This is a genomic window from Streptomyces sp. NPDC054849, from assembly GCF_053610945.1.
This window is the reverse complement of the sequence record NZ_JBSGZI010000016.1, coordinates 33584-60139: the sequence shown is the minus strand read 5'-3', so window position 1 is coordinate 60139 and position 26556 is coordinate 33584. Positions and strand designations below refer to the sequence as shown.

The window sequence follows — 26556 nt, the reverse complement described above, 5'->3', positions numbered from 1 at the left end:
GGCCCTCACACCCTTTCACCGGCGCGGCGCCGGCAGACTGCCAACTGCCCGGCGTCGATCGAGGCCAGGGCTCCGTCCGGGACGGCATGCAGTGTGGTGGGGCCGTACGCCGCCGGGTCCCCGCACAGGCGGCGCGGGCCACGCCGAGGCGGCGGTAATTCACTGGTGTGCGCTCCGGTGACCTGCTTAGGGTGACGGAGCGACCGCGCCCCCGATGCGCCCGGCTGCGGCTACTTCCTTCTGACAACCAAGTGACGCCGCCGCCTCTTTGATCTCGGGAGGCGCGGTCGCTTCACCCCGCCCCCGTTCGAACAGAGCGGCCGGGGCTGTCCGTTCCTTTGGATCCGGGGGGATTCACTGCCTCGCTACACCCAGCGCGTCTCCAAAGTCTGGTCCGAGATGCTCGTGGCCCCGCATGTCTCGGCGGCCGCCCGTACCCCGTCCGCACCGGGGGTCCACCACTTCTCCGCCTGCCCGGGCCTCCCGCACCTACGAAGGCGGCCGGGCCTTCGTCCGGGAGCCGCGGGAGGAGCTCTTCCTGCTGGCCGTCGGCAACTTCGTCTCTCAGCGGACCTTTTACGAGAGCGGCCCGGGGCGCGACGACCGGTACGCCCGCCTCGTGGGTGAACTCGCCGTCGAGGACCCCGTTTGGACGGCCGGCCTGCTGCGCTGGCTTCGCGGCGAGGGCAACATGCGCACGGCGTCCCTGGTGGGCGCCGCCGCGTACGTCCGGGCGCGGCTCGGGGCAGCGTCGTGCGACGGCCCCTCCGAAGGCCCGTCCAACCGGTCCGTGATCGACTCCGTCCTCCAGCGCGCCGACGAGCCCGGAGAACTGCTCGCCTTCTGGACCTCGGTGTACGGGCGGAACGTGCCGCAGCCCGTGAAGCGGGGCATCGCCGACGCCGTACGCCGGCTGTACTCCTCCCGGTCGCTCCTGAAGTACGACACCCCGTCCAAGAACTTCCGCTTCGGTGACGTGCTCAACGTGGTGCACGCCTCCCCCCACCCGGACAAGCCCTGGCAGGGCGCGCTCTTCCGGCACGCCCTGGACCGCCGCCACCACCCGGAGCGGGCGGTCGCGCCGGCCTGCGACCGGCTGCTGAGCGCGCACCGGGCGCTGATGGAGCTCCCGGTGGACGAGCGGCGGGCCGTGGTGACCGGACCGGGGGGCGCCGAGCGGCTGGCCGCGGCGGGCATGACCTGGGAGGCTCTGGCGGGCTGGCTGCAGGGGCCCATGGACGCAGCCGTCTGGGAGGCCGTGATCCCCTCGATGGCTGCGATGGCGCTCCTGCGGAACCTGCGGAACTTCGACGAGGCGGGGGTCTCGGACGAGGTGGCGGCCCGGGTCGCCGAACGGATCTCGGACGCCGGCGAGGTCGCCGGGTCCCGGCAGTTCCCCTTCCGCTACCTGGCCGCCCACCGACACGCGCCGTCGCCGCGCTGGGCGGAGCCGCTGGAGCGGGCTCTGGGGCACTCCCTGGCCAACGTACCGGCCCTGCCCGGCCGGACGCTGGTCCTGGTGGACCGGTCCGACTCCATGTTCTGGGACAACGTCTCCGAACGGTCCAGGCTGACCCGGGCGGACGCGGCCGCCGTATTCGGTGCCGCGCTGGCGATGCGGGCGGAGCAGGCGGACCTGGTGGAGTTCGGCTGGTCCAGCGCAGTCGTGCCGTTCCGGGTGGGGGAACCGGTGCTCGAGGTGCTGAAACGGTTCCACCGTCTCGGGGGCACACAGACCACGCATGCGGTGCGCACGCACTACAAGGGGCACGACCGCGTCGTGATCGTCACCGACGAGCAGGCCGCAGACCATCGCCGCGGCGGGCCGGCAGAACCGGTACCGGCCGAGGTCCCGGTCTACACCTGGAACCTGGCGGGGTACCAACCGGCCCACGCCCCCACGGGCCCCCACCGGCACACCTTCGGCGGCCTCACGGACGCCGCGTTCCGGATGGTCGGTCTCATCGAGGCCGGCCGCCGCCGGGCCGCCTGGCCGTGGACCGCCGACTCCCCCTAGGGCGGGGGGAGTGCGTGCCACTCGCGTGCTTGCGTCGTCGGTGCGTCGGGTTCAGCGGACGGCCGCGTACCCGCCAGGCCGGCCCGGGTCGGCGGCGAGGTGGCGGCGCATGCGGTGCAGGCCCCGGCGGGCGTGGCTCTTCACGGTGCCGAGCGGCAGTCCGGTGCGTTCGGCGATCTGGGCCTGGGTGAGGTCCCCGTAGAAGGCCAGGGCCAGTACCTCCCGCTGTACGCGGGGCAGCTTCGCCAGTTCGCCGGTGACGAGCAGCCGGTCCAGGACGGCCTGGGGGCCCGCCTCCGACTCGCCCACGGGAGGCAGGGCCGCGGCGGCCGCGGCGGCCAGATCGAGCCGGCGGGTGCGTGCGGAGAGCGCGTCGGCGGTCTTGCGCCGGGTGATGCCGACCAGCCAGCCGGGGAACGGTCCGCGCTCCGGCCGGTACCCGGCACGGCCCCGCCATGCGGCCAGGAAGACCTGCTGACTGACGTCCTCGGCCTCCTTGGAGTCCCCGAGGGTGCGGGCCGCCAACGTGTGGACGAGGCCGCCCCAGCGGTGGTAGGCGGCGGCCAGGCACCGCTCGTCTCCGCGTACGAAGCCCCTGGCGACCTCGTGGTCGGGAAGCCGGGCGGTGACGCTCCGGGCCGCGCCGCTCTCCGGGGTGACGGAGGGTGCGGTGAGGGGGGCGGCGGTCACGGTCTGTGCGGTCATGGCGACTGCTCCTCGGGCCGGGACCGGATCGGCCGGTCGGCGGACGGGTGCACCCCCTGCCCGGGGGCGCGTCCAGATTCCGGCCGACGCGGGCTTCGCCACCACTCGCACCGATTGTGCGTCGTATCGTGGAGTCATGGCCGAGTCCGTACACGGGAGCACCAGCGGTGCCGTGGCCCGCCGGCTGGGGGTCGCCCCTACGACACTGCGTTCCTGGGACCGGCGCTACGGCATCGGCCCGGCCGCGCGCGAGCCCGGCCGGCACCGGCGGTGGACCCCCGGGGACATCTCCGTCCTGCAGGAGATGTGCCGGCTGACCGCCGCCGGGGTGCCGCCCGCGGAGGCCGCGCGTGCCGCACGGGCCGCCCGGGCCGGGGCGGTGTCCGCGCCGCCCGCCGGGCCGGAGCCGCCCCTGCGCCCGGCTCCCCCGCCGGGACCGGAACCGCGACCGGGGACGGGACCGGGACCGGGACCTCGGAACGGCCTCCACCCCGGCGACGTGCGCCAGGAGTACCGGGGGCTGGGCCGGGCCGCCGTCCGCCTCGACTCCCCGGCCATGGACGACATCCTGGGCTCGCTGATCGCGCGCTACGGCCTGGTCACCGCCTGGGAGCAGGTGATGGTGCCGGCGCTGCACGCCGTGGGGCGCAAGTGGGAGACCTCGGGCGACCGGTACATCGAGGTCGAGCACCTGCTCTCCTGGCACGTCTCGACCGCGCTGCGCCGCGGAGCCGTCCCGTCGCCCTCGGGGGCCCGGACGGGCACGCCCCCGGTCCTGCTCGCGTGCGTGCCGGGCGAGCAGCACACGCTCCCGCTGGAGGCGCTCGCCACCGGGCTCGCCGAAATCGGCCTGCCGGCCCGCATGTTCGGGGCGGCCGTGCCGCCCGAGGCCCTCGACCAGGCCGTGCGCCGCACCGGCCCCGCCGCGGTCGTGCTGTGGTCCCAGGCCCGCTCCACCGCCCACCACCCGCTGGCCCGGCACGTCGCCGACACCGCGTGGGGCGTCAGGGGCGCCCGGACCCGTACGCCCGTGCTGCTGGCGGGACCCGGCTGGGCCGGTCACGCCCCCGGCCCGGGGATGCTGCGCCCCGGCGGGCTGCGGGAGGCCCGGACCCTCCTGTACGGACTCTGCGACGCGGCCGCGGCCGGCGCCGGGCCCGCCGCGCCCGAGGTCCCGCCTCAGTCCTGACCGCGGGCCTGCCGGAAGCGGGCCAGTCCCTCGGTGAGGTCGACCAGGCGGTCCGGATAGGGGGCGTACCGGGACCGGTCGAGGCCGGGCGGCTTCCACGGCTCGTGGACCGCGGGGCCTGCGAGCCCGGCGAGTTCCGGCACCCATCGCCGTACGTACACGCCGTCGGGGTCGTACCGCCTGCCCTGGAGCACCGGATTGAGGACCCGGTTGGGGCGGGTGTCGGCGCCGGTGCCCGCGATCCACTGCCAGTTGAGCTGGTTGTCGGCGACGTCGCCGTCGACCAGCAGGTCGAGGAAGTGCCGGGCTCCGGCGCGCCAGTCGATGTACAGCGTCTTGACCAGGAAGGAGGCGGCGATCAGCCGGCCGCGGCCCGGCATCCAGCCCTCGTGGGCGAGCTGGCGCATCGCCGCGTCCACGACCGGGTACCCGGTGCGGCCCTCCTTCCATGCCTGCAGGTCGGCCTCGGCCGCCTCGCCGCGCCGCCAGCGGTCGGCCCGGGTGCGGTAGTCCAGGACGGCGGCCCACGGGCGTGCGGCGAGCATCTGGTGGTGGAAGTCGCGCCAGCAGAGCTGCCGTACGAAGGCCTCGGAGCCCGCTCCGCCCCGGGACCGTGCCCGGCGTACGGCCTCGGCCGCCGAGACCGCGCCGAAGTGGAAGTACGGCGAGAGGCGCGAGGTGGCGTCGCCGGCGAGGTCGTCGTGCCCTTCCTCGTACGCGTCGGCGGACCGGTGCAGCCAGTCCGTCAGCCGCTTGCGGCCCTCCTCCTCGCCCCCGGTGGCCAGGCCCGCGGAGACGGACGGGACGGCCGCGCGGGACGGGAAGGGCTCGGAGCGGATCGCGCGGGGCACCCGGACCTCGCGCGGCGCCGCGAGCGGATCACGCAGCCGCTCGTCCGACCAGCGCCGGAAGTACGGGGTGAAGACGGCGAAGTGGTCGGATCCGGCCGGTGTCACGGCGCCGGGCGGCAGGGCGGTGACGACACCGTCGTGGACGTACAGGCGTCGCCCGTCGGCCTCCAGGGCCTGCCGCAGACGCGCCTCGCGGCGCAGGGCGAAGGCGCTGCAGCCGGCTGCCATGTGCACCTCGTCGGCGTCGGCCTCCCGCACGACGGCGCACACTTCGGCGACGGGGTCCCCCGAGCGCACCACGAGCCGGCCGCCGCGCTCGCGCAGCCCGGCGTCGAGACCGGCGAGGCAGTCGGCGAGGAAGGCGAGCCGGTTCGGCGCGGCGAAGCCCACGCGCTCCACGGCCGGATCCCGTACGAAGAGCGGGACGACCTCGTTGTGCCGGCCCAGCGCGGCGCGCAGCGGCGGATGGTCGTGGACGCGGAGGTCCGAGGTGAACAGGACGACCGAGACGTTCATGGGTACCGCTCCTGGCGTTGGCACCGGACGGCTGCTCGACGCGCCGCCGCCCGGTGGTCGCTGCGCTGACCTTGCACTGTCATTCGGCGGTCGCGGCCCCGGCGGATGCAGCCGGTGGCCGGTCACGGGTCACCTGGCACGGATCCCGTGGCGCGGGTCCCGTGGCACGGGTCCCCTCTCACCCGTCACCCGTCACCCGTCACCCGTCACCCGTCACCCGTGACCCGTCACGGGCCTGTCCGTTCACGCGTCACGCGCGACGGTCACCCGTCTGCCGCCTCCGCCGTGCGCGCGATGGTGCGGGCCATGCCGCCGAAGACCACGGCGTGGAACGGCGAGACGCTCCACCAGTACGCGTGACCGGCCAGGCCGTGCGGATGGAACAGCGCCCGCTGCCGGTACCGCGTCCGCCCCTCCTCGTCGCGCTCGGCGTACATCTCCAGCCAGGCGAGGCCGGGCAGCCGCATCTCCGCCCGGAGCCTCAGCAGCCGGCCGCGCTCGATCTCCTCCACCCGCCAGAAGTCCAGCGAGTCGCCGATCCGCAGATGGTGGGCGTCGCGCCTTCCCCGGCGCAGCCCGACGCCGCCGACGAGCCGGTCGAGCCAGCCGCGGGCGGCCCAGGCGAGTGGGAAGGAGTACCAGCCGTTCTCGCCGCCGATGCCCTCCACGACCCGCCACAGGGCCTGCGGTGACGCGTCGACGGTGCGCTCGCGCACGTCGGTGTAGAGACTGCCTCCGGCCCATTCGGGGTCGGTGGGCAGCGGGTCGCTCGGCGCTCCCGGCAGGGAGGCCGAGGACCAGCGGGTGGTGACCCGGGCATCGCGGACCCGCTGAAGGGCGAGCGAGAGCGCCTTGTCGAAGCCGATGGGGGCGCCGGGCGGATCGGGCACCCATGCCGCGATGTCGTGCTCGTCGCACACGACCTCGTACCTGAGGGACTCCGCGAGCGGACGGGCGATGGACCGCGGCACCGGGGTGACCAGGCCGACCCAGTGGCTGGACAGGCGCGGGGTGAGGACCGGCACGGGGAAGATGATCCGCCGGGGCAGCCCGGCGACGGAGGCGTAGCGGAGCATCATGTCGCGGTACGTGAGGACGTCGGGACCGCCGATGTCGAACGCGCGGCTGACGTGGTCGGGCATGCGGGCGCTGCCGACGAGGTAGCGCAGCACGTCCCGGACGGCGATGGGCTGGATCCGGGTGCGCACCCAGCTCGGGGTGACCATCACCGGCAGGCGCTCGGTCAGGTAGCGGAGCATCTCGAAGGAGGCCGAGCCGGAGCCGATGACGACCGCGGCGCGCAGCACGGTGGTGGGCACCCCGGAGTCCAGGAGGATGCGGCCGACCTCGGCGCGGGAGCGCAGATGGGGCGAGAGGTCCCGGTCGGGGACGCCGCGCGGGGTGAGGCCGCCCAGGTAGACGATGCGGCGGACACCGGCGGCGCGGGCCTGCTCGGCGAAGGTCCGCGCGGCTCGGCGGTCGGTGTCCTCGAAGTCGTGTCCGCTGCCCAGGGCGTGCACGAGGTAGTAGGCGACGTGGACGCCCCGCAGGGCGTCGGCGAGCGACGCGGCGTCGGTGACGTCCCCGCGGACGATCTCCGCCTGTTCCGCCCACGGGTGGTCCCGCAGTTTCGCCGGGGTGCGTGCGAGGCAGCGCACCCGGTGTCCCGCGGCGATCAGATCGGGGACGAGCCGGCCGCCGATGTAGCCGGTGGCGCCGGTGACCAGGCACAGCGAATCAGGGGCTTCGCGCCCCTGTACGTCCGTCATGGAGTTGCTCCGTTCCGCCGTCGCGGCAGGGGGAGGGGACGGGTCCGCGCCGCGCTCGCCGTCGATCGGGAGTGGTTCCCCGCCATCTTTCCGGGCGGCCGGGCCGATCGGATGCAGCGGACGGGCGCGCCTTCGACGGGATCCGGCTGCTGATCGTGTTCCCCGACGTGCGGAGGAAGGCCACGAGCGAGGGGGGCCGTGCATCCGTCCACCGAGCGGACGACGGAGACCGTCTGCGCCGAGGAGCTCCGGCTGACCAGGGTTGACCGGGAGGCGGGGCACGGCCTCCTCCCCCGCGCGCCCTCCCGTCAGCCGAGGCGGGCCGGGGAGGAGGCGCCCCGGGCCAGCAGCCGCGGGGCGCCGGTTCCGTCGGCGGGCACGGTCCACAGGTCCGTGCTGTCGGGGGCGCCGTCGGTGGGCAGGCCGTAGGCGAGCGTGCGGTCGTCGAGCCAGAGGGCCTGGTCGTCCACGCTGCGCTTCTCCGCGAGCGCGTGGTCGCGCAGCGTCCCCAGGTCCATGACGTGCTCGCGCCACAGCGAGGCCCCGGCCCGGACCCGCTTCTTGTACGCGATGCGCGTCCCGTCCGGGGACAGGGACGGGCATTCGACGTTGTGCGCAAGGGTGGTGACGGACCGCCGGGAGACCGAGCCCTTCACCAGATGCGTCTGGCCGGCGGTGGAGAGCGTGGCGTAGAAGGTGTCGTCGTCCTTGGTGAAGGTGACGCCCCAGAAGTTCACGTCCTGGGCGCGGTAGTCCCGGCCGTCCATGGAGATGGCGAACTCCTCCAGGTTGGCGTCGAGCCTCCAGGTACGGGTGTCCAGGATCGCGGTACGGGTGGAGAAGAACGCGGCCCCGTAGGACTCGCCGGAGACGAAGACGGTCCAGGCGGCGAAGCGGCCGCTGGGCGAGACGCGGGCCCGGCTGGGCGTGCCCGCGAGGGGGAAGCTGCGGAGCGTGCGCAGCTCGGCGTCGACGATCAGGGCCTTGTTGTCCTGGGCGAGCGCGCCCGGCGTCGAACGCAGGCACACGCCGGTGCCCGCCGCGGCGTGGAAGCGCCGGCAGCCGAGCTCGGAGGCGGTGCGCGCCGCGTCGGGAGCATCGGCGGGGACGGTGGCGAGGGTTCCGCGGTGCGGGCCCTGCCCGCTGTCGAGGAAGGCCAGGGCGTCGGGCCGGGCGAGCGTGACCGTACCCGCGGCGACTGCCGGGCCCCCCGCCTGCGGCCGGTCGGCGCGGGAGGCGGCGTGCAGGATGAACGCGGCGGCGAGGCCCGCAAGCAGCAGCACCGCCACCGCGAGGACGAGCAGGCGGCGTGACAGCGTCATCGTGTTCCTCACGGGGTTCGGGTCGGGTCGCGGAGGGGGGAGGTGTCGTCCGGGGCCGCCGGACGCAGGACGAAGCCTGCGACGGCCGCGCAGCACAGCAGCCCGGCCGCGGCGGCGGCGAGGGCCGGGCCGGTGCCCCAGAGCGTCCACGCCCCGCCGAAGGCCAGCGAGCAGCAGAAGCGGGCCAGCGCCTGGCCGGTGCCGACCAGGGCCAGGCCGGTGGCGCGCAGCCGGCCGGGGACGGTGGCGGCGACGGCGGCGGGCAGCACGCCGTCGGTGGCGGCGTAGAACATGCCGTGCAGGGCGAGGACGAGGAAGGGCAGCGTCGGCCAGTCGGGGGCCCACAACAGCAGCCCGTAGCCGGCCAGCAGGAGCGCGTGCCCGGTGAGGAACACGGTCCGCCGCCCGATCCGGTCGGCGAGGGCCCCGGCGGGTACGGCCAGCAGCAGGAACACGGCGGCGGTGCCCAGGGGAAGGAGTGGGAACCACTGCTCGCCGATCCCGGTGCGGCGCTGCAGCAGCAAGTATACGAAGGCGTCGCTGACGGTGGTGAGGCCCAACAGGACGGCGCAGAGCGCCAGGGCGCGCAGCCGGGGCAGGCGCAGCAGATCCAGTGCGTCGCGCATCCGTACGGGGTCCGGGCGCTGCGGGCCGGCGGCGGCTCCGGCCGGCCGGGGCCGGATGTCACCGCCGCCGGACGGGACGAAGAGCATGAGCACCACGACGCCGAGCACGGCGATGCAGGCGCTGACGCCGAAGACGGCGTCGTACCCGTCGACCGCCACGCTCAGGATGAGGAAGGCGGCGAGCGGGCCGAGCAGCGCCCCTGTGGTGTCCATGGCCCGGTGCACACCGAAGGCGCGGCCCTGTAACCCGGCCGGTGTGGACAGCGAGATGAGCGCATCGCGCGGTGCGGTGCGCAGGCCCTTGCCGGTGCGTTCCAGCGCGAGGATCACGCTGATGGGGCCCAGGCTGTGGGCGAGCAGCAGCAGCGGCTTGCAGAGGGCGGACAGGCCGTAGCCGAGGCCGGCGATCAGCTTGTGGTTGCGGACCCGGTCGGCGATGTGGCCACCGGTCAGCTGCACCAGCGCGCTGACCCCGTTGTAGACGCCGTCGAGCGCGCCGAAGCCGAGGGGGCTCAGGCCCAGCCCCGCGATCAGGTACAGGGGAAGGACGGCGGTGACCATCTCGGAGGAGACGTCGGTGATCAGACTGACGGCGCCGAGTGCGAGGACGACCGGGGCGACCGTGACCGCCCGGCCGGGTCCTCCCCCGTCCGGCGCGGTCTGCGCACCCGCGGGCGCGGAGCGGTCCGCGAGGTACATGCTCTGAGCTCCCGATGCCGACGGTCTGAGTCACTCGAACGTGCGAGTGGAACCCTAGTGGTTGTACGGGCCAACGGTGGGGCGTACGGCCATGGTCGGCCGCAACGCCCCGCTCACCCCTGCCGGCTGCTCTCGTCCCGCAGCCAGGTGGAGTAGTCCTGGCTGCGGATGGCCTTCCGGGCTCCGCGGCGGGCGGCGAGCGCGGCAACGACGAACACCAGCACCCCGGGGAGCAGTTGCGGCCGCTCCCGCAGCAGGGCGCGCAGATCGGCCGTCCCGGTGCGTGCGGACGGCGCGGCGGGCGACTGTTCCGGCGACGGCGTCTGCGTATGCACCGGCACCGGCACCGGCGTCGGCGCGGCGGCCCGCTGTGAGGCCTGGAAGCGCTCGAACTCCGCCGAGGAGGTCGCGGCGCGGATCCGCCGCCTGACGAGGTCGGCCCAGGTGCGCGGGGGATGGACCACGACCCTGGCCGCCTCGACCACGCGCCGCTCCCCCGGCCCGAAGGCCAGGGACGCGGCCAGGTCGTCGGCCATCAGCGGGGGCAGCGCGGCGATCCGCGCGTGCCCCGGCTCGGACACCGCGATGACGCCGCGGCCGAACAGGCCCTCGCGGACGGCCGGGAGCCGCTGCCACACCCGGTAGTACGCCCGGACCGGCCATGCGCAGCCGGCCAGCGGGATGTCCCGGCCGGGGGCGGCGGCCAGCAGCTGCGGGCTCCCGGTGAGGGCGCCGACCAGGGCCCGTACGTCCGCGGCGCCGACGACGACGTCGGCGTCCACGTACAGCCGGGGGAAGCCCCGCGCGTGCTCGTCGCCGACCCGAAGCGCCGTGTGTTTGGAGGGAGTCGGGATCTCCACCACGCGTACGCGGGGGCCCCGCGCGCCCGCCACCTCGGCGGTGTCGTCCGTACAGCCGTTGCACACCACGACGATGTCGGGTCCGGACTCCGGGGTGTCGGCCAGGAGCGCGTCGAGGAGCCGGCCGATGACCCGGCCCTCGTTGTGGGCCGGTATCACGATGCTGGTCACCCGGGCAGTATGCACCGTCGAACACCCGCTCCAGGTGATTCCGTCAACTCGGCCCGGGGGTAGGCCCGGTGGACTAGATTGAGCGGCGCCGACCGAATTCGGCACGCGGTACGGGCTCGGCTGCCTGGGGGAACACGCAGCCGGCCGGGGGGCAGTACCCGGATCACGCAGAGCATCGGTTGTGGGGGGCCATCACCGTTGAGCAGGTCTTGCACGGGTCGCGCAGGCGTCCGGCTTGCCGCCGACGGCTTTCCCTTCCATCTCACGCGTCCCGGCGACGAGTTGCCGGCACGCCGGGCGGCGTGCGCGGAAGGAAGGGGAACGCTGTGAGGCCCAGTACTGTGAAGGACGGCGTGAAGGACGCGGGGCGGGCGGAGCCGTTAGGTGTCGCCGTGGTCGGCGCGGGCTACTGGGGTCCCAACCTCGTCCGCAACTTCCAGTCCAGTCCGCAGTTCCGGCTGCGGTGGCTCTGCGACCTGAACGTGGACCGGGCCCGGCAGGTACTCGGCGGGTACTCCACGGTCCAGGCGACCTCGGACTACGCTGCCGTCCTCGCAGACCCGGCCGTCGACGCGGTCGCCGTGGCCACTCCGGCGGGCACGCACCTCGACGTGGCACTGGCCGCCCTGCGCGCCGGCAAGCACGTCCTCGTGGAGAAGCCGCTGGCCGCCACGTACGAGGACGGGCTGCGGCTGGTGACCGAGGCCGAGGACCGCGGCCTCACCCTGATGTGCGACCACACGTACTGCTACACCCCGGCGGTGGGCCGCATCCGCGAGATGGTCCGCTCCGGCGAACTCGGCGAGATCCACTTCGTGGACTCGGTACGGATCAACCTGGGGCTCGTCCAGAAGGACGTCGACGTCCTGTGGGACCTGGCCCCCCACGACCTCTCGGTCCTCGACTTCATCCTCCCGGACCACGTCCGGCCCGTCGCGGTGGCCGCGCACGGAGCCGATCCGATCGGGGCCGGGCAGTCCTGCGTGGCCTATCTGACGCTCCAGCTGAGCACCGGCGCCATCGCGCACGTGCACGTCAACTGGCTGTCCCCGACGAAGGTGCGCACCACCATGGTCGGCGGCTCCAAGCGGACCCTCGTGTGGGACGACCTCAATCCCTCGCAGCGCGTCGCGGTGTTCGACCGGGGGGTGGAGCTGAGCACCCCTCAGGAGATCGGAGTGGACGAACGCCGCGACATGCTCGTCTCCTACCGGACCGGCGACATGGTGGCGCCCGCGATCGGCGAGAAGGAAGCCCTGCGCAGCATGGTCGAGGAGTTCGCCGCCGCGATCAGCACGGGGCGGCCGGCGCTGACCGACGGCCGGGCCGGCCTGAAGGTGCTGGACATCCTGGAAGCGGCCTCCCGGAGCCTGGAGTTCCGTGGCGCGGTCGTCGGACTGCGCACCGGACGCTGACCGTTCACCGGTCACAGCGGCGGGCCGCTTGCGCAGCAGCCTGTTCCGCAGGCCGTTCGCAGACCCTTCGCAGGCCGTTCACGAGCCGTTTCACACGCAGGACCACGACCGATTCAGTGGGGGCAGGGCGTTGAGCAGCGTACGAGGCAAGAGGATTCTGGTCACCGGCGGAGCGGGCACCATCGGCTCGCACCTGGTGGACCTGCTGGTGGACCACGGGGCACGCGAGATCGTGGTGCTCGACAACTTCGTGCGGGGGCGGACCGCCAACCTGGCCCGCGCCCTGCCGAGCGGCGTGGTGGACGTCGTCGAGGGCGACATCCGCGACGTGACGGCGGTGCGCAAGGCCACGGAGGGCGCCGAGCTGGTGTTCCACCTCGCCGCCATCCGGATCACTCAGTGCGCGGAGGAGCCGCGGCTGGCGAACGAGGTGATGGTGGACGGCACGTTCAACGTGCTGGAGGCCGCGGCCTCCGCCGGGGTGGGCAAGGTGATCGCCTCGTCCTCGGCCTCGGTCTACGGGCTCGCCGAGACCTTCCCGACCACCGAGCGCCACCACCCGTACAACAACGACACGTTCTACGGGGCGGCGAAGGCCTTCAACGAGGGGATGCTGCGCAGCTTCCACTCCATGTACGGGCTGGACTACGTCGCGCTGCGCTACTTCAACGTGTACGGCCCCCGGATGGACATCCACGGGCTCTACACCGAGGTGCTGATCCGCTGGATGGAGAGGATCGCCGCGGGCGAGCCGCCGCTGATCCTCGGCGACGGCACCCAGACCATGGACTTCGTCCACGTCAGGGACATCGCGCGGGCCAATCTGCTGGCCGCCGAGTCGGACCTGACCGACGAGGTCTTCAACGTGGCGAGCGGGACCGAGACCAGTCTGCTCGACCTCGCGCTCGGCCTGCTGGAGGCGATGGGCGCGGACGGCCTGGTGCCGGAGCACGGGCCGGCCCGCGCCGTGAACGGGGTGACCCGCCGGCTCGCGGACACCTCGGGGGCCTCGGCGCGCCTCGGCTTCACCGCGGAGATCGACCTGCGCAGCGGGCTGCGCGACCTGGTGGACTGGTGGCGGGCCGAGCGCGCCGCCGACGCGGCCTCCGGGGCGGGTCGATGAGCGGCCCCGACCGCGCACCCGACCACACGCCGGGCGACCACGCCTCCGACCACGCGCCGGACGCCCCCGACCACGCGCCGGCCGCCCACGCCCCGGACGCGGACGCGGACACGGACGCGGCGCCGGCCCGGATCCCGGTGATGGTGCCGTGGCTGGGCGAGGAGGAGGCGAAGGCCGCCGCTGACGCGGTGCTGTCCGGCTGGGTCGCCCAGGGCCCCCGGGTCGCCGCGTTCGAACGGGCCTTCGCCGAGCGGGTGGGCGCCGAACACGCCATCGCGGTGAGTTCGTGCACCACCGCCCTGCACCTGGCCCTCATCACCCTGGACCTCGGTCCGGACGACGAGGTGATCGTCCCCTCGCTGTCGTTCATCGCCACCGCCAACGCGGTGCGCTACGTGGGCGCGCGGCCGGTGTTCGCGGACGTCGAGGAGGTCACCGGCAACCTGACCCCGGCCACCGTGGACGCGGTCCGCACGCCCCGGACGAAGGCGGTGCTCGCCGTCCACCAGGGCGGGGTGCCCGCGGACGTGCACGCGCTGCGCGCGGCCTGCGCCGACTGGGACGTCGCCCTCGTGGAGGACGCCGCCTGCGGCATCGGCGCGACCGTGGGAGGCAAGTCGGTGGGCCACGGCGCACTCCTCGCCGCCTGGTCCTTCCACCCCCGCAAGGTGATCACCACCGGCGAGGGCGGCATGCTGACCACGGACGACGCGCAGTGGGCGGAGCGGCTGCGCCGACTGCGCGAGCACGGCATGAACGTGTCGGCCGCACAGCGGCACGCGAGCAGCAAGCCGATCGCCGAGAGCTACCTGGAAGTCGGCTACAACTACCGGATGACCGACATCCAGGCCGCGGTCGGCCTGGTGCAGCTCGGCAGGCTGGACGAGATCGTGACGCGGCGGCGGGCGCTGGCCGCCCGGTACGCGCAGCTGCTGGGCGAGGTGCCCGGCCTGCGCCCGGTCCGGGATCCCGGTCACGGCCAGGGCAACTTCCAGTCGTACTGGGTGCTGCTGGCCGAGGACTTCCCGGTCGGCCGGGACGAGCTGCTCGTGGCGCTCTCCGAGGCCGGGATCTCGGCCCGGCGAGGGATCATGGCCTCGCACCTGGAGCCGGCGTACGCGGGTCACGGCGCGGCGCCGCTGCCGGTGACCGAGCGGATCAGCCGCGACTCCCTGATCCTGCCGCTGTTCCACACCATGACGCAGGAGGAGCAAAACCGGGTGGTGGCGGTGCTCCGCGAACAGGCCGGCGGATGAGCGGGCCGCCGCCCCGGACCGGTGATCTGCTGATCGTCGGCGCCGGCGGGTTCGCGCGGGAGACCGCCCAGGCGGTCCGGGACGCGGCCGCCGCGGACGTGGCGCGGGGCCGCCCGGGCTGGCGGCTCGCAGGCCACCTCGACGACGATCCGGCCCTGCACGGCCTGGACGTCGACGGGGTGCCGGTACTGGGCGGTTGCGACCGGGTGCACGCGCTCCCGGCCGCCCGGGTGGTGGTCTGCGTGGGCAGTCCGCGCGATTACGCCGTACGGGCCCGCCTGGTGCGACGCCTCGGGCTCCCCGCCGCCCGCTACGCGACGGTGGTCCACCCCACGGCGGTGGTGTCAGGGTCCTCGGTCGTCGGCGCGGGCTCGGTGCTGCTCGCGCACTGCGTGCTGACCGCCGCCGTCCGGGTCGGCGCGCACGTGGCAGTGATGCCGCACACCGTCCTCACGCACGACGACGAGGTCGGCGACTTCGCGACGCTGGCCTCCGGGGTGCGCCTCGGCGGCGGGGTGCGGGTGGAACGCGGTGCGTACGTGGGGGCGGGGGCCCTGGTGCGCGAGTCCGTGCGGATCGGCGCCTGGTCGCTGACCGGCATGGGCAGCACCGTCCTCGCCGACGTGCCGGCCGGCGAGGTGTGGGCGGGGAGCCCGGCCCGCCGGCTGCGTGCGGCGGACACGCCGGCGCTGGGTGAACTGCATGCGGCGGCGACGGAGTGGGACGAGCGGCAGCCGGACCCGGCTCCGCACCCCGGACCGGCGTCACCCGGCGCATCGGCTCCGCACCCCGGAGCGGCGTCACCCGGCGCATCGGCTCCGCACCCCGGAGCGGCGTCACCCGGCGGGCCGGACGGCAGTGACGGGATCGGAACCGGCCGGCGGCCGGAGACACGGATGGGGAGCCCAGTCGCATGAACCAGATACCGCTCGTCGACCTGAAGGCGGCGCACGCCGAGGTCGCCGGGGAATTACGGGCCGGCTTCGACCGTGTGCTCGCCGACACCGCCTTCATCGGCGGTGCGGAGGTCCGTGCGTTCGAGCGCGAGTACGCCGGCTTCGCGGGGGTCGGGCACTGCGTGGGCGTCGCCAACGGCACCGACGCCCTCGAACTGGCCCTGCGCGCGAGCGGAGTCGGCGTCGGCCACGAGGTGGTGCTGCCCGCCAACACCTTCATCGCCACCGCGGGCGCCGTCGCCCGGATCGGCGCCCGGCCGGTGCTGGTCGACTGCCTCCCCGACACCCTGCTGATGGACCCGAGGGCGGCACTGGAGGCGGTCGGCAGGGCCACCCGCGCGGTGGTCCCGGTCCACCTGTACGGGCAGTGCGCCGCCACCGCGGAGCTCACCGCCGGGCTGCCGGCGCACGTCAAGGTCGTCGAGGACGCCGCGCAGAGCCAGGGCGCGACCCGGGACGGCCGCTCCCCCGGCAGCGGGGGGATCGCCGCCACCAGCTTCTACCCGGGCAAGAACCTGGGCGCCTACGGCGACGCGGGCGCGGTGGTGACCGACGACGAGGAGAGGGCCGACCTGGTCCGGGCGCTGGCCAACCACGGCGGCGTCGCCAAGTACCGGCACGACGTGGCCGGTTTCAACAGCCGGCTGGACGGTCTGCAGGCCGTGGTCCTGCGGGCGAAGCTGGCCCGGCTGGCGGAGGGGAACGCCGCCCGCCGGGCCGCCGCCGCACGGTACGACGCCCTGCTGGGCGGGCTCGCGGCCGCCGGGCGGGTCACCCTCCCGGTCACGACGCCGGGCAACGTCCACGTGTGGCATCTGTACGTCGTACGGGTCGCCGGAGCGGACCGCGACGCCGTCGTCGGCAAGCTCAACGCGGAGGGCATCGGCGCGGGCGTGCACTACCCGGTCCCGGTCCACCTCACCCCGGCGTTCGGGCACCTCGGCCACGGCCGCGGCGACTTCCCCCACGCCGAGCAGGCCGCCGACCGGATGCTCTCCCTCCCCCTCTTTCCGCAGATCACCGCTGCCCAGCAGCAGCAGGTCGTGGACGCGCTCTCCGGCGCCCTGCGCTGACCCCCGCGTGCTGACGTAGAACGATGAGGTCCAGATGAACAGACGGACAAGGCAGCTCCGGTACGGTCTCTTCACCGTGGTCGCGGCCCTGATGGCCACGGTCCTGCCGCCGGCCACGGTCGCCGGTGCGGCCGATCCCTGCGGTCCCGCCACGAACGCGATCGTGTGCGAGAACTCCAAGCCGGGCACGCCGATGGAGGACTGGTTCGCGCCCAGCGCGTACGGCGACATCAAGGGGTTCCCCGCGCAGACGAGCGTCCAGGCGGGCGACACCGTGCAGTTCAAGATCCAGTCGCCGACGCCGTACCGCGTCTCCGTCTACCGCCTCGGCCACTACGGAGGCGACGGGGCCCGCCTGCAGTCGACCGCGGCCCAGGCGGCCCAGACGCACCCGGCGAACTTCGCGCCGGGCGGGAACCCGGCCGCGTGCACCACCAAGGCCTCCACCGGCCTGGTCGACTGCGGTAACTGGCCGGTCACGGCGACGTGGACCGTCCCGGCCGACGCCGTCTCCGGCCTGTACGTCGTCAACTTCGACCAGGCCGACGGCAACGGGGTGATGCCCTACCCGTTCGTCGTCCGCCAGGACGCCAGCCACTCCGACATCGTGGTGCAGACCAGCGACCAGACCTGGCAGGCGTACAACAACTACGGCGGCCAGGACCTGTACGACGGCGGGGGGCCCGCCCCGGACGGGCGTGCGTACGAGGTGAGCTACAACCGGCCCATGGACGTCGGCGGGGACAACGGGATCTACGGGTCCGAGTTCCAGATGGTCTCGTGGCTGGAGCGCAACGGCTACGACGTGAGCTACATGTCCGGGATCGACATGTCGGTCCGCGGCGCGGCCCTGCTGGGGAACCACAAGGTCTTCATGTCCTCGGGCCACGACGAGTACTGGACCCAGGAGCAGTTCACGAACGCGCTGAACGCACGCCGGGCCGGGGTGCACCAGACGTACTTCAGCGGCAACGAGGTCTTCTGGAAGACCCGCCTCGCCCCGAGCATCGACGGCGCCTCCACCCCGAACCGGACGCTGGTCTCGTACAAGGAGACCAAGCTGTCCTTCCCGCAGCCGAACGGCATCCCCGACCCGAGCGGGATCTGGACGGGCACCTTCATGGACCCGGCCAGCGCCGCCAACGGGCGGCCCTTCCAGCCGCAGAACCAGCTGACGGGCTCGCTGTTCAGCGTCAACGGGTACCGCAGTGACGCCATCACCGTGCCGGGAACCTTCGCCAAGCAGCGGCTGTGGCGCAACACCAGCGTCGCGAACCTCACCCCCTCGCAGACCGCCACCTTCCCCGCCGGAACGCTGGGCTACGAATGGGACAGCGACGTGGAGAACGCCGCCCGGCCGGCCGGGCAGATCCAGATGTCGTCCACCACGGTGGACATCGACGACGGCAAGCTCCTGAAGGACTACGGAAACACGTACGGGAACGGCACCGCGACGCACAGCCTGGTGGCCTTCCGCGACCAGACCTCCCACGCGCTCGTGTTCGGCGCGGGCACGGTGCAGTGGTCCTGGGGTCTGACCGACATGCCGACCGGCAACCCGGACGACGCGGTGGTCACCGCGGACAAGCGCATGCAGCAGGCCACGGTGAACGTGTTCGCCGACATGGGCGTCCAGCCCAAGTCCCTGCAGAGCGACCTGGTCGCCTCCACCGCCTCCACGGACACCGTCGGCCCGGCCGTCACGGTGACCGGCCCGGCGGCGAACGCCACCGTGCCGGCGCTGCGTCCCGTGACCGTCACGGGTACGGCGGCCGACACCGGCGGCGGCGTGGCGGCCCGCGTGGAGGTGTCCACCGACGGCGGGACGACCTGGAAGGCGACCACGGGCCTGGGCTCCTGGAGCTACCAGTGGACCCCGACCGCCCCCGGCCCCGTGCAGATCAAGGTGCGTGCCGTGGACGACAGCGTCAACATCGGCGCGACCACCACGGTGCCGCTGACGGTGGGGCCCCAGCAGTGCCCCTGCACCATCTGGCCGGCCGCGGCCGTGCCGGGCACGGTCAACGCCGGGGACGGCAGCGCCGTCGAGCTCGGCGTGAAGATCCGCTCCTCGGTGGCCGGTTCGATCACCGGCGTCCGGTTCTACAAGTCCCCCGCCAATACCGGGATCCACACCGGCAGTCTGTGGAGCAGCACCGGCCAGCGCCTGGCCACCGGCACCTTCACCAACGAGACGGCGTCCGGCTGGCAGCAGCTGAACTTCTCCTCCCCCGTTCCGGTCAAGCCGAACACCACCTACATCGCCTCCTACTTCGCCCCGAAGGGCGGCTACTCCTTCGACAACACCTTCGCGGGCGGCGACGCGGGACTGGCCCCGCTCACCGCGCTGAAGAGCGGCACCGACGGCGGAAACGGCGTCTACCGCTACAGCGGCACGGGCGGATTCCCGAACAAGGCCTCGTCCGGCAGCAACTACTGGGTGGACGCGGTCCTGGACACCTCCACCGCGAGCACGACGCCGCCCACGGTCACCGCGACCTCGCCGCAGTCCGCGGCGACCGGCACCCCGATCACGGCGGCGGTGACGGCCACCTTCGGCGCCGCCGTCGACGCGGACTCGCTCGTGTTCACGGTGAAGGACTCCGGCGGCGCCACCGTCCCGGGCACCAAGACCCTCGGCGCCTCGAACAGCGCCACCTTCACCCCCTCCTCCGAACTCGCCCTGAACACCACGTACACGGCGTCCGTCCAGGCATCCGACCTGTGGGGCAACGCCATGGCGGCGCCGGCCACGTGGAACTTCACCACCAGCGCGAGCCCGCCGACGGTGAACTGCCCCTGCACGCTGTGGAGCGGCACGGCGACGCCGAGCACCGCCAACGTGGGGGACGACGCCAACTCCGTGGAACTGGGCACCCGTTTCCAGTCCGCGGTGAACGGCTACATCACGGGCGTCACCTTCTACAAGGGTCCCGGCAACACGGGTACGCACACCGGCAGCCTGTGGTCGGCCTCCGGCACCCTGCTGGCCACCGGCACCTTCGGCAGCGAGACCCTGTCGGGCTGGCAGCAGCTGCAGTTCGCCACGCCCGTTCCCATCACGGCGGGCACCACGTACGTGGCGTCCTACCACGCGCCGAACGGCAACTACTCGGTGGACGGCGGCTACTTCGCCGGCGCCCACCGCTCCTACCCGCTGGTGGCCCCGGCCGATGCGGCCGGAAGCGCCAACGGCCTCTACAAGTACGGGCCGGCCACGGCCTTCCCCTCGAACACCTTCGGCTCGGTGAACTACTGGGTCGGCCCGATCTTCACCACCACCCTGCCGTCCGGCGTCCAGTCGGGCTCGACGGAGGTGTCCGGCCCGTGAGCACCGTCAGCGTGGTGATCCCCTGCTACAAGTACGGCCACTTCCTGGCCGACTGCGTCAGGAGCGCCCTGGACGAACAGGAGGGCGTGGACGTCCGGGTGCTGATCATCGACGACGCCTCGCCCGACGACTCCGCGGACGTCGCGCGCGCCCTGGCGGCAGCCGACCCCCGGATCGAGGTGCGGGTCCACGAGCGCAACCAGGGTCACATCGCCACCTACAACGAGGGGCTGCTGGAGTGGGCCGACGGGGACTACGTCGCCCTGCTCTCGGCGGACGACCGGCTGGTCCCCGGGGCCCTGGTGCGCGCCGCCGCCCTGCTCGACGCCCATCCGGAGGCGGGCTTCGCCTACGGCAGGCCGCTGCGCTTCCGGCACGGCGGCCCGCTGCCCGCGGCCCGCACCCGGTCCACCGGCTCGGTGGTCTACCCCGGGCGGTGGTGGCTGGACCGGCGCTTCCGGGAGGGCACCGGCTGCATCACCTCGCCCGAGGTGGTCGTCCGTACCAGTCTCCAGCGCAAGGTCGGGGGCTACGATCCGCAGCTGCCGCACGCCGGTGACATCGAGATGTGGATGCGGCTCGCGGCCCACGCCGACGTGGGGTACGTCCGCGGGGCCGACCAGGCCTTCTACCGCGTTCACGGCGACAACATGTCCACTACGGACTTCGGCGGACAGCTCGACGACCTGCGCCAGCGCCTCGTCGCCTTCGACTCGGTGCTCGACAAGTGCGGCGACCTGCTCCCGGGTTCCGAGCGGCTGGCGCTGGCGGCACGGACCCGGCTCGCCCGGTACGCGCTGCGGCGCGCCTACCGCGCCTACGACCGGGGACGCACGGCAGTGGTACCGGTCGACGAGCTCGTGGAGTTCGCCGCCGCCTGCCTGCCGGAGGGCTACACGTCGCTGGCCGAGTACCGGGCGCTGCGCAGGCGTCGGCGCATCGGGGCGCGCGTCATGCCGTACCTCCAGCCGCTGGTGCTCTCGGCCGTCGCCGACCGGGGGCGCGAGTGGCTGTGGTGGCGGTCCTGGAAGCGCCGAGGGATCTGATGAATCCTGGGCTGTGTTCAGCGGGTCGCCCCGACGAGGGGCGCCGGGCCGGGCTCCTCGGCCGGGGTCCCCGGACCGGCGCCGGCGTCCGCACGCCGGCGCCGGCTCCGGCGTGTCAGGAGCCGGTCGGTCCACAGGGCCGCCGCGACGCCGGCGACCGCGGCCAGCAGCGCCACCCCGGCGAGGCCCCGGCTCTTGGTACCGGTCTGCGCCACGGCGGTGGGCGGCACCAGGAGGGTCACGCTCATCTGCGCCTCCTCCGGGATCCCCTGCTGCGTCTGCATGTCCGTCACGTGCTTCGTGTAGATCTCGATGATCTTCCGGACGGCCGTGTCGGCCGCGACGGGCTCGGACTGCTCCGCCTGGACCTGCAGCGAGGGGATCAGGTAGCGGGGGGTGACGCTTGTTCCGCTGTTGCGCGGGATCAGCCGGTACGTGCCGTGGACGCCCGCGGCGCGGAGCTCGGCCGCTCCGGCGGGCGAGTCCAGCTGCTGGACCGCCGCGTAGGAGACGGCGGCGAGCGGCGGCTGCAGATTGGCCAGCTGGTTGGGCTGGTTGTCGGTCACCGGCGGCTTGAGCACCACGATCGCCGTGCTCAGGTACGTCCGGGCGGGGTGGAGCACCTGAACGGCTCCGGCGGCCGCGAGCACCGCGGCCACGACCAGGACGTACCAGCGCCGACGCAGCGCACGGACCAGCTCACCAGGCGACACGGGGATTCCTTCCGTCGTGACCGATCTTTCCAGGACACGGGTAGGCCCGCCGTCAACGGGGCGTGCTGCGGGCGGTGTTCGTGAGCATCGGTGAGATCGTCGCAGTGCTGCGCCGCCGCTGGTACGTGATGGTTCCGCTGACTCTGATCAGTCTCCTCGCGGGGCTGCACCTGTACCGGTCGGTGCCCGTCTCGTACCAGTCGCAGAGTTCGGTGGCACTGCTCGACTCGACGGCGGTGGCCGAACTGGCCCCCGCCTTCGGCAATCCCCTCTCCAACGCCGGCGGTTCGCTGGTCGTGACCGCGGACGTGCTGATCAGGACGCTGTCGGGGACGGACGCGGCGCGGGACCTGCACGGCCTCGGCGTCACCGACCCCTACACCGTCGGGTTCGCCGCGAACACCTCGGGCCCGATGCTCACGCTGACCGTCACGGGGACCGACCGGTCGAAGGTGCTCGACGAGACCAACACGCTCACCGCCTTCGCCGGGGAGCAGCTCAACGCGCTCCAGACGGCCGCCGAGGTCAAGCCCGCGTACTTCGTGCAGACCGCCCCCGTGGTGCTGCCGCAGACCCCGGTGCCGCAGCTCAAGAGCCGCTACCAGCAGGTGCTGGGCGTCGTCATCCTGGGCACCACCACCGCTTTCACTTTGTCCTTCCTGACGGACAGCGCGCTGGCGGCGCTCGCCCGCAGGCGAGCGGCGGCCTCCCCGGCCACTGGGCCGCGGGGGCGCGGGCGACGCAAGCCGTGGGGGCGGCAGCTGGACGCGACCGCCCTGCTCAGCTGTTATCTGGCGCTGGCCTTCTTCATCCCCTCGAACCTGACCCTGCCCGGGATGGGCGGGGTGGGCACCCCGGCCAACGTGTTCGCGCTCCTGTGCCTGTTCTGGTACCTGGCGGCCTGGCTCACCGGCCGGATCCGGCCGGCCTCAGGGACCCGGCTGCCCCGGGTGGTGATGTGCCTGCTGGCCTTCTCCGTCCTGGCCTCGTACCTCGCGAACGCGACGCGCGGCAGCTCGCACAAGGAGGTCCTCGCGGCGGACCGCGGTCTGATCGGGCTGCTCGTCTGGGTGTCCCTGGTGGTCCTGGTCTCCGCCGGGATCCAGGACCGGTACCGCCTCGACGTCCTGCTGCGCCGGGCCGTCGTGATGGGGGCGGTGGTGGCCGCCATCGGCTACTACGACTTCTTCACGGCGACCAACATCGCCGACGGGATCAGCATCCCGGGCCTCAAGTCGAGCGTCGCCCAGATCACCACCCTGGACCGTGGCTCGTTCACCCGGCCTCGCTCCACGACGGCGCAGCCTCTGGAGTTCGGCGGGATGCTCGCCGTCCTGCTGCCGTTCGCCGTGCAGCAGGCCTTCGATCCGGTACGGCGGCACCTGAGCGCCCTGCGCCGCTGGGCGCCCGTGGTGCTGATGGGGGGCGCCCTGCCGCTGACGGTGTCGCGGACCTCCATCATCGGTGCGCTCATCGTGGTCCTGGTGATGGTCCTGCGCTGGAAGCCGGAGCGGCGGTGGGCCGCGATCGGTCTGCTGCTGGGGTCGGTGGCCTGCTTCAAGGTGATCGTCCCCGGGCTGATCGGCACGATCACCACCCTGTTCGGCTCCTTCCTGACGAACTCCGACAGCAGCACCCAGGCCCGGACGGTCAAGTACGGCGCGATCGTGCCGTACCTCGGCGAACGCCCGCTGTTCGGGCGGGGCTTCGGGACCTTCCTGCCGGAGCTCTTCTTCTTCACCGACAACCAATACATGCTCACCCTGGCGGAAACGGGCTTCGTGGGGCTGGTCGCGCTCCTGGTCCTGCTGTTCACCGGCATCCACCAGGGCGGCGCCATCCGCAGGCTGGCCCGCACCGAGTCCGACCGGGAACTCGGGCAGGCGTTCTTCGCCTCGGCCCTCGTCTCGCTGGTCATCAGCGCCACCTTCGACGCCCTCAGCTTCCCGATGTTCGCCGGGATGTTCTTCCTGACGATCGCCGCCGGAGGCAGTTACCTCGGCTTCATCCGGCGCGCGGCGCCGGAGCCCCGCACCGTGGAGTCCCCATGCCCGTCAACCGCCCCGCCCGCCGCCGCCCGGACCCGCCGGCCCGAGGACAGGCACCCGGTCCCATAGCCGTCGTCGTCGTCACCTGGAACAGCGCGCCGGTGCTTGCCGAGTTCCTCGCCTCGCTGCCTGCGGGCATGGCCGGGACCGACTGGCGCCTGGTCGTCGCCGACAACGACTCGGCCGACGACACCGTGGACCTGGTCCGCTCCCTGGCCCCGGACGCGACGGTCGTCCAGACCGGCCGCAACGCCGGGTACGCGGCCGGGGTGAACGCCGCCCTCGGGGCCGCCGCCGGGTGGGAGGGCGGCTTCCGTGCGGCCCTGGTGTCCAATCCGGACGTCCGGATGAGGCGGGGCTGCGCCAAGGCGCTCGTGGACGCGTTCGACGCGGCCGCGCCCGGCGGCGGCCGGGTCGGCATCAGCGTCCCCCTGCTGTACGAGGAGGACGGCCGGACGCTGCTGTACTCCCTGCGCCGCGAGTCCCGCGTGACCCGGGCGCTCGGCGAGGCGGTGCTCGGCAATCGCCGGGCCGGGCGCTTCCCCCGCTGGAGCGAACTGGTCACCGATCGGTCGGCGTACGAGGGGCCTACGGTCGCCGACTGGGCGACCGGCGCGCTGATGGCCCTGTCCCGGGAGTGCCTGGACGCCTGCGGGACTTGGGACGAGTCCTTCTTCCTCTACTCGGAGGAGACCGAGTACTGCCTGCGCGCCCGGGACCGCGGCTTCGTCACCCGGCTGGAGCCCGCCGCCTCGGCCACCCACCTCGGTGGGGACTCGCAGGTGTCGCCGCGGCTGTGGACCCTGCTGACGCTCAACCGGGTCCGGCTCTACGGCCGCCGGCACGGGGCCGCGGCGACCGCCGCCTTCCGTGCGGCCGTCCTGCTGCGGGAAACCTCACGGGCGATGCTCGGCCGCCCGGCCAGCCTGGCGGCGGCCCGCGCCCTGGCCGGCCGGTCCGCACTGCGCGCCGCTCCGGGGCCCTGATCAGCCGGTGGGCGCCGGTCCGTCCCAGGCGGTGTAGAAGCTGTCCGGGTTGACCAGGTAGCGGACCGTCGGGCGGGGCAGGTGGCGCACCTCGTGGCGGCGTGCGTAGCGGCGGACGAGCTCCCAGTCCTCGCGGGGCAGCACCTCCGGGGTGCGGGGCAGCCGGCTGAAGTACAGGGACCGGTTGCGCCGCGCCACGAAGGCGTTGGTGTCCAGGAAGGCCTCGTGGGCGGCGCGGCGGCGGTCGAAGGGCACCGACAGGACGTCCCGCTCCGTGCCGTCGGGCAGCACCCTGCGCAGCGCGGTGTAGACGGCGTCGGGCCCGGCGGCCGGCTCCAGCGCCGCCAGGGCCTGCTCCAGGTGGTCGGGCTCCCACAGGTTGTCGTCGTCCAGGAAGGCCACGTAGCGCGATCTCGTCAGCCGGATCCCCACGTTGCGCACGACACCGGCGGTCGCCGTGTTGCGGGCCAGGGACACCGCGAACAGCCTCGGGTCGTCAGGCAGTCCGGGCAGCCCGGCCCCGTCGTCGACGACGATGACCACTTGGTCGGTGACGGTCTGGTCCAGCGCCGAGCGGACGGCCGCCCGCAGTGAGTCGGGGCGCCGGTGGGTGGCGATCACCGTGGCGACCCGGGCGGCCGGGGGCCGTCCCAGGACGGCGGCGAGGCGGGTGGTCTCGGTGTTCTCGAAGCGCCGCAGCCGCAGGGCGGAGGGGGCCAGCAGGAGTTTGTTCCTCGCCTCGAAGAGCACCAGCCAGCCGAAGACCCGCTTGAGCAGCGCCCAAGGGGCCCGTGCGATCCGGCGCATCATGAACTCTCCGTCTCAGTTGGTGGGTTCGGGGACGACGGGCCTGCCGTCCGACATGCGGTTGCCCTTCCACACGTTTCCGGCGCCGCCCGCGTTCCAGGCGGCGACCGGACCGTAGGCTCCGCTTCCCGGGTGGTACTGGGTGGAGAAGACGTTGTCCGTGACCTGGATGCCGGTGGCGCCCGGGCCGCCGCCGTAGAGCGCGTACGCTCCCCCGGCCAGCCAGTTGCCGTCGACGACGACGGAGGAGACGACGCCGGTGTCGGCGAACAGGCCGACGGCCGCGGTGGCCCCCTTGTCCACCGGGGTGGAGTTCAGCAGGGTGTTGCGGCGGATGGTGAGCCGGCCCTTGTTGCCGCCGCCGCTGATGACGGCGTCGGTGTGCTGCCATTCACCACCCTGGTTGCGGAAGGCGACGAGGTCGTGCACGTAGTTGTCGTGCAGATCCCCCTGTCCCATGGACAGGGCGTTGCCGAACACCGAGATGTCGCACCAGCCGACCTCGATCGAGCTGCCGCCCATGTTCGAGACGGCGTAGTTCACCCCTCCGTTGTCGGGGCCCTTGCCCGGTACGGCGGTGATGGTGGTGTGCAGGACCTTCAGCCCGCTGAAGCCGGGGCGCAGGTTGATCCCCCACCAGTTGGCCGAGGTGATCCTGCTGTCGATGACGGTGACGTCGTCGGCGTAGACGTCGAGTGAGCCGCGGATGTCCCAGCCCTTGATGACCGTGCCGTCCTTCCTGATCGACATGTTCCCCGTGTCGTGCCGTTCCAGGGGGATCCGCGGGCCGGTGCTGCTCGCGTCGGGGAATCCGCAGGTGCCGGGCGAGGTGCAGGCGGGTGCGGCGGGCGGTGGTTCGCCCGCCTCCGGCGAGGACGTCGGGGACGGTGTGACGGAGGGGCTGGGGCTGGCCGTAGGCGCGGCCGTCGCCGGGAGCGTGGCCACCGGGGTGGCGGAGGGCCCGGCGGAGGGCTCGCTCGTCCCGGTGCGGTCGGCCCGGTACAGGGTGAGGCCGACGGCCAGCAGCAACCCGGCGAGCAGCCATGCCCCCAGGCGTTTTCGGTCCCTGGTCACGGC

At 73.6% G+C, this 26556-nt stretch carries 20 protein-coding genes; 11 read left to right on the top strand and 9 right to left on the bottom strand.

Annotation, left to right across the window (positions count from 1 at the left end; genetic code table 11):
* Positions 1–415 precede the first annotated feature (415 nt).
* Positions 416–2017 carry a TROVE domain-containing protein gene (locus tag ACWGIF_RS10285; RefSeq protein WP_453493936.1) on the top strand — a complete coding sequence of 534 codons (1602 nt, stop codon included), beginning with the start codon at positions 416–418 and terminating at the stop codon, positions 2015–2017.
* 51 nt (positions 2018–2068) lie between these two features.
* On the opposite strand, the gene ACWGIF_RS10280 is transcribed toward ACWGIF_RS10285, so the two are convergent.
* Positions 2069–2722 (bottom strand): sigma-70 family RNA polymerase sigma factor, encoded by a 654-nt coding sequence (locus ACWGIF_RS10280; RefSeq protein ID WP_453493933.1) that lies wholly within the window; start codon positions 2720–2722, stop codon positions 2069–2071.
* Between the two features lie 136 nt (positions 2723–2858).
* Here ACWGIF_RS10280 and ACWGIF_RS10275 point away from each other — a divergent pair, with 136 nt between their 5' ends.
* Positions 2859–3911, top strand: a complete 1053-nt coding sequence (locus ACWGIF_RS10275) for a MerR family transcriptional regulator (protein WP_453493930.1) — start codon at positions 2859–2861, stop codon at positions 3909–3911.
* Here the strand turns inward: ACWGIF_RS10275 and ACWGIF_RS10270 are convergent.
* From ACWGIF_RS10270 to ACWGIF_RS10250, 5 genes are all read right to left on the bottom strand, one after another.
* Positions 3902–5278: a cryptochrome/photolyase family protein gene (locus ACWGIF_RS10270; RefSeq protein ID WP_453493927.1), complete on the bottom strand. Its 1377-nt coding sequence runs from the start codon at positions 5276–5278 to the stop codon at positions 3902–3904. The two genes, ACWGIF_RS10275 and ACWGIF_RS10270, sit on opposite strands and share 10 nt — an antisense overlap.
* A gap of 263 nt (positions 5279–5541) precedes the next feature.
* Positions 5542–7047, bottom strand: coding sequence for an SDR family oxidoreductase (locus ACWGIF_RS10265; protein ID WP_453493924.1), 1506 nt, complete (start codon positions 7045–7047; stop codon positions 5542–5544).
* Between the two features lie 308 nt (positions 7048–7355).
* Positions 7356–8369, bottom strand: coding sequence for a TolB family protein (locus ACWGIF_RS10260; RefSeq protein ID WP_453493921.1), 1014 nt, complete (start codon positions 8367–8369; stop codon positions 7356–7358).
* 8 nt (positions 8370–8377) lie between these two features.
* Positions 8378–9694 carry an MFS transporter gene (locus tag ACWGIF_RS10255; RefSeq protein ID WP_453493918.1) on the bottom strand — a complete coding sequence of 439 codons (1317 nt, stop codon included), beginning with the start codon at positions 9692–9694 and terminating at the stop codon, positions 8378–8380.
* 113 nt (positions 9695–9807) lie between these two features.
* Positions 9808–10725: a glycosyltransferase gene (locus ACWGIF_RS10250; RefSeq protein WP_453493915.1), complete on the bottom strand. Its 918-nt coding sequence runs from the start codon at positions 10723–10725 to the stop codon at positions 9808–9810.
* 326 nt (positions 10726–11051) lie between these two features.
* On the opposite strand from ACWGIF_RS10250, the gene ACWGIF_RS10245 reads away from it, so the two are divergent.
* From ACWGIF_RS10245 to ACWGIF_RS10215, 7 genes are all read left to right on the top strand, one after another.
* A complete protein-coding gene (locus tag ACWGIF_RS10245; RefSeq protein WP_453493912.1) occupies positions 11052–12140 on the top strand; it encodes a Gfo/Idh/MocA family protein in 1089 nt (362 codons plus the stop codon).
* A 130-nt stretch (positions 12141–12270) separates the two neighbouring features.
* A complete protein-coding gene (locus ACWGIF_RS10240) occupies positions 12271–13263 on the top strand; it encodes an NAD-dependent epimerase/dehydratase family protein (protein WP_453493909.1) in 993 nt (330 codons plus the stop codon).
* The gene (locus tag ACWGIF_RS10235) at positions 13260–14519 is read left to right on the top strand and encodes a DegT/DnrJ/EryC1/StrS family aminotransferase (RefSeq protein WP_453493906.1); all 1260 of its coding nucleotides are present in this window, start codon (positions 13260–13262) and stop codon (positions 14517–14519) included. Before ACWGIF_RS10240 ends, ACWGIF_RS10235 begins: the two co-directional genes overlap by 4 nt.
* Positions 14516–15436, top strand: a complete 921-nt coding sequence (locus tag ACWGIF_RS10230) for a NeuD/PglB/VioB family sugar acetyltransferase (RefSeq protein WP_453493903.1) — start codon at positions 14516–14518, stop codon at positions 15434–15436. Before ACWGIF_RS10235 ends, ACWGIF_RS10230 begins: the two co-directional genes overlap by 4 nt.
* Positions 15433–16548, top strand: a complete 1116-nt coding sequence (locus tag ACWGIF_RS10225; protein WP_453493900.1) for a DegT/DnrJ/EryC1/StrS family aminotransferase — start codon at positions 15433–15435, stop codon at positions 16546–16548. The genes ACWGIF_RS10230 and ACWGIF_RS10225 overlap by 4 nt, the downstream gene beginning before the upstream one ends.
* Before the next feature lie 34 nt (positions 16549–16582).
* On the top strand, positions 16583–19879 hold the full coding sequence (locus ACWGIF_RS10220) for a DUF4082 domain-containing protein (RefSeq protein ID WP_453493897.1): 3297 nt from the start codon (positions 16583–16585) through the stop codon (positions 19877–19879).
* Positions 19876–20925 (top strand): glycosyltransferase, encoded by a 1050-nt coding sequence (locus ACWGIF_RS10215; protein WP_453493894.1) that lies wholly within the window; start codon positions 19876–19878, stop codon positions 20923–20925. The genes ACWGIF_RS10220 and ACWGIF_RS10215 overlap by 4 nt, the downstream gene beginning before the upstream one ends.
* Positions 20926–20942: 17 nt before the next feature.
* Here the strand turns inward: ACWGIF_RS10215 and ACWGIF_RS10210 are convergent, their stop codons facing one another.
* Complete coding sequence (locus ACWGIF_RS10210) at positions 20943–21638, bottom strand: hypothetical protein (RefSeq protein WP_453493891.1); 696 nt, start codon at positions 21636–21638, stop codon at positions 20943–20945.
* 80 nt (positions 21639–21718) lie between these two features.
* Here ACWGIF_RS10210 and ACWGIF_RS10205 point away from each other — a divergent pair, with 80 nt between their 5' ends.
* Complete coding sequence (locus tag ACWGIF_RS10205; RefSeq protein WP_453493888.1) at positions 21719–23755, top strand: O-antigen ligase family protein; 2037 nt, start codon at positions 21719–21721, stop codon at positions 23753–23755.
* The gene (locus ACWGIF_RS10200; RefSeq protein WP_453493885.1) at positions 23686–24672 is read left to right on the top strand and encodes a glycosyltransferase; all 987 of its coding nucleotides are present in this window, start codon (positions 23686–23688) and stop codon (positions 24670–24672) included. The genes ACWGIF_RS10205 and ACWGIF_RS10200 overlap by 70 nt, the downstream gene beginning before the upstream one ends.
* Here ACWGIF_RS10200 and ACWGIF_RS10195 read toward each other — a convergent pair whose 3' ends face one another.
* The gene (locus ACWGIF_RS10195; protein WP_453493882.1) at positions 24673–25482 is read right to left on the bottom strand and encodes a glycosyltransferase family 2 protein; all 810 of its coding nucleotides are present in this window, start codon (positions 25480–25482) and stop codon (positions 24673–24675) included.
* Between the two features lie 12 nt (positions 25483–25494).
* Positions 25495–26553 (bottom strand): hypothetical protein, encoded by a 1059-nt coding sequence (locus ACWGIF_RS10190; protein ID WP_453493879.1) that lies wholly within the window; start codon positions 26551–26553, stop codon positions 25495–25497.
* Positions 26554–26556 lie beyond the last annotated feature (3 nt).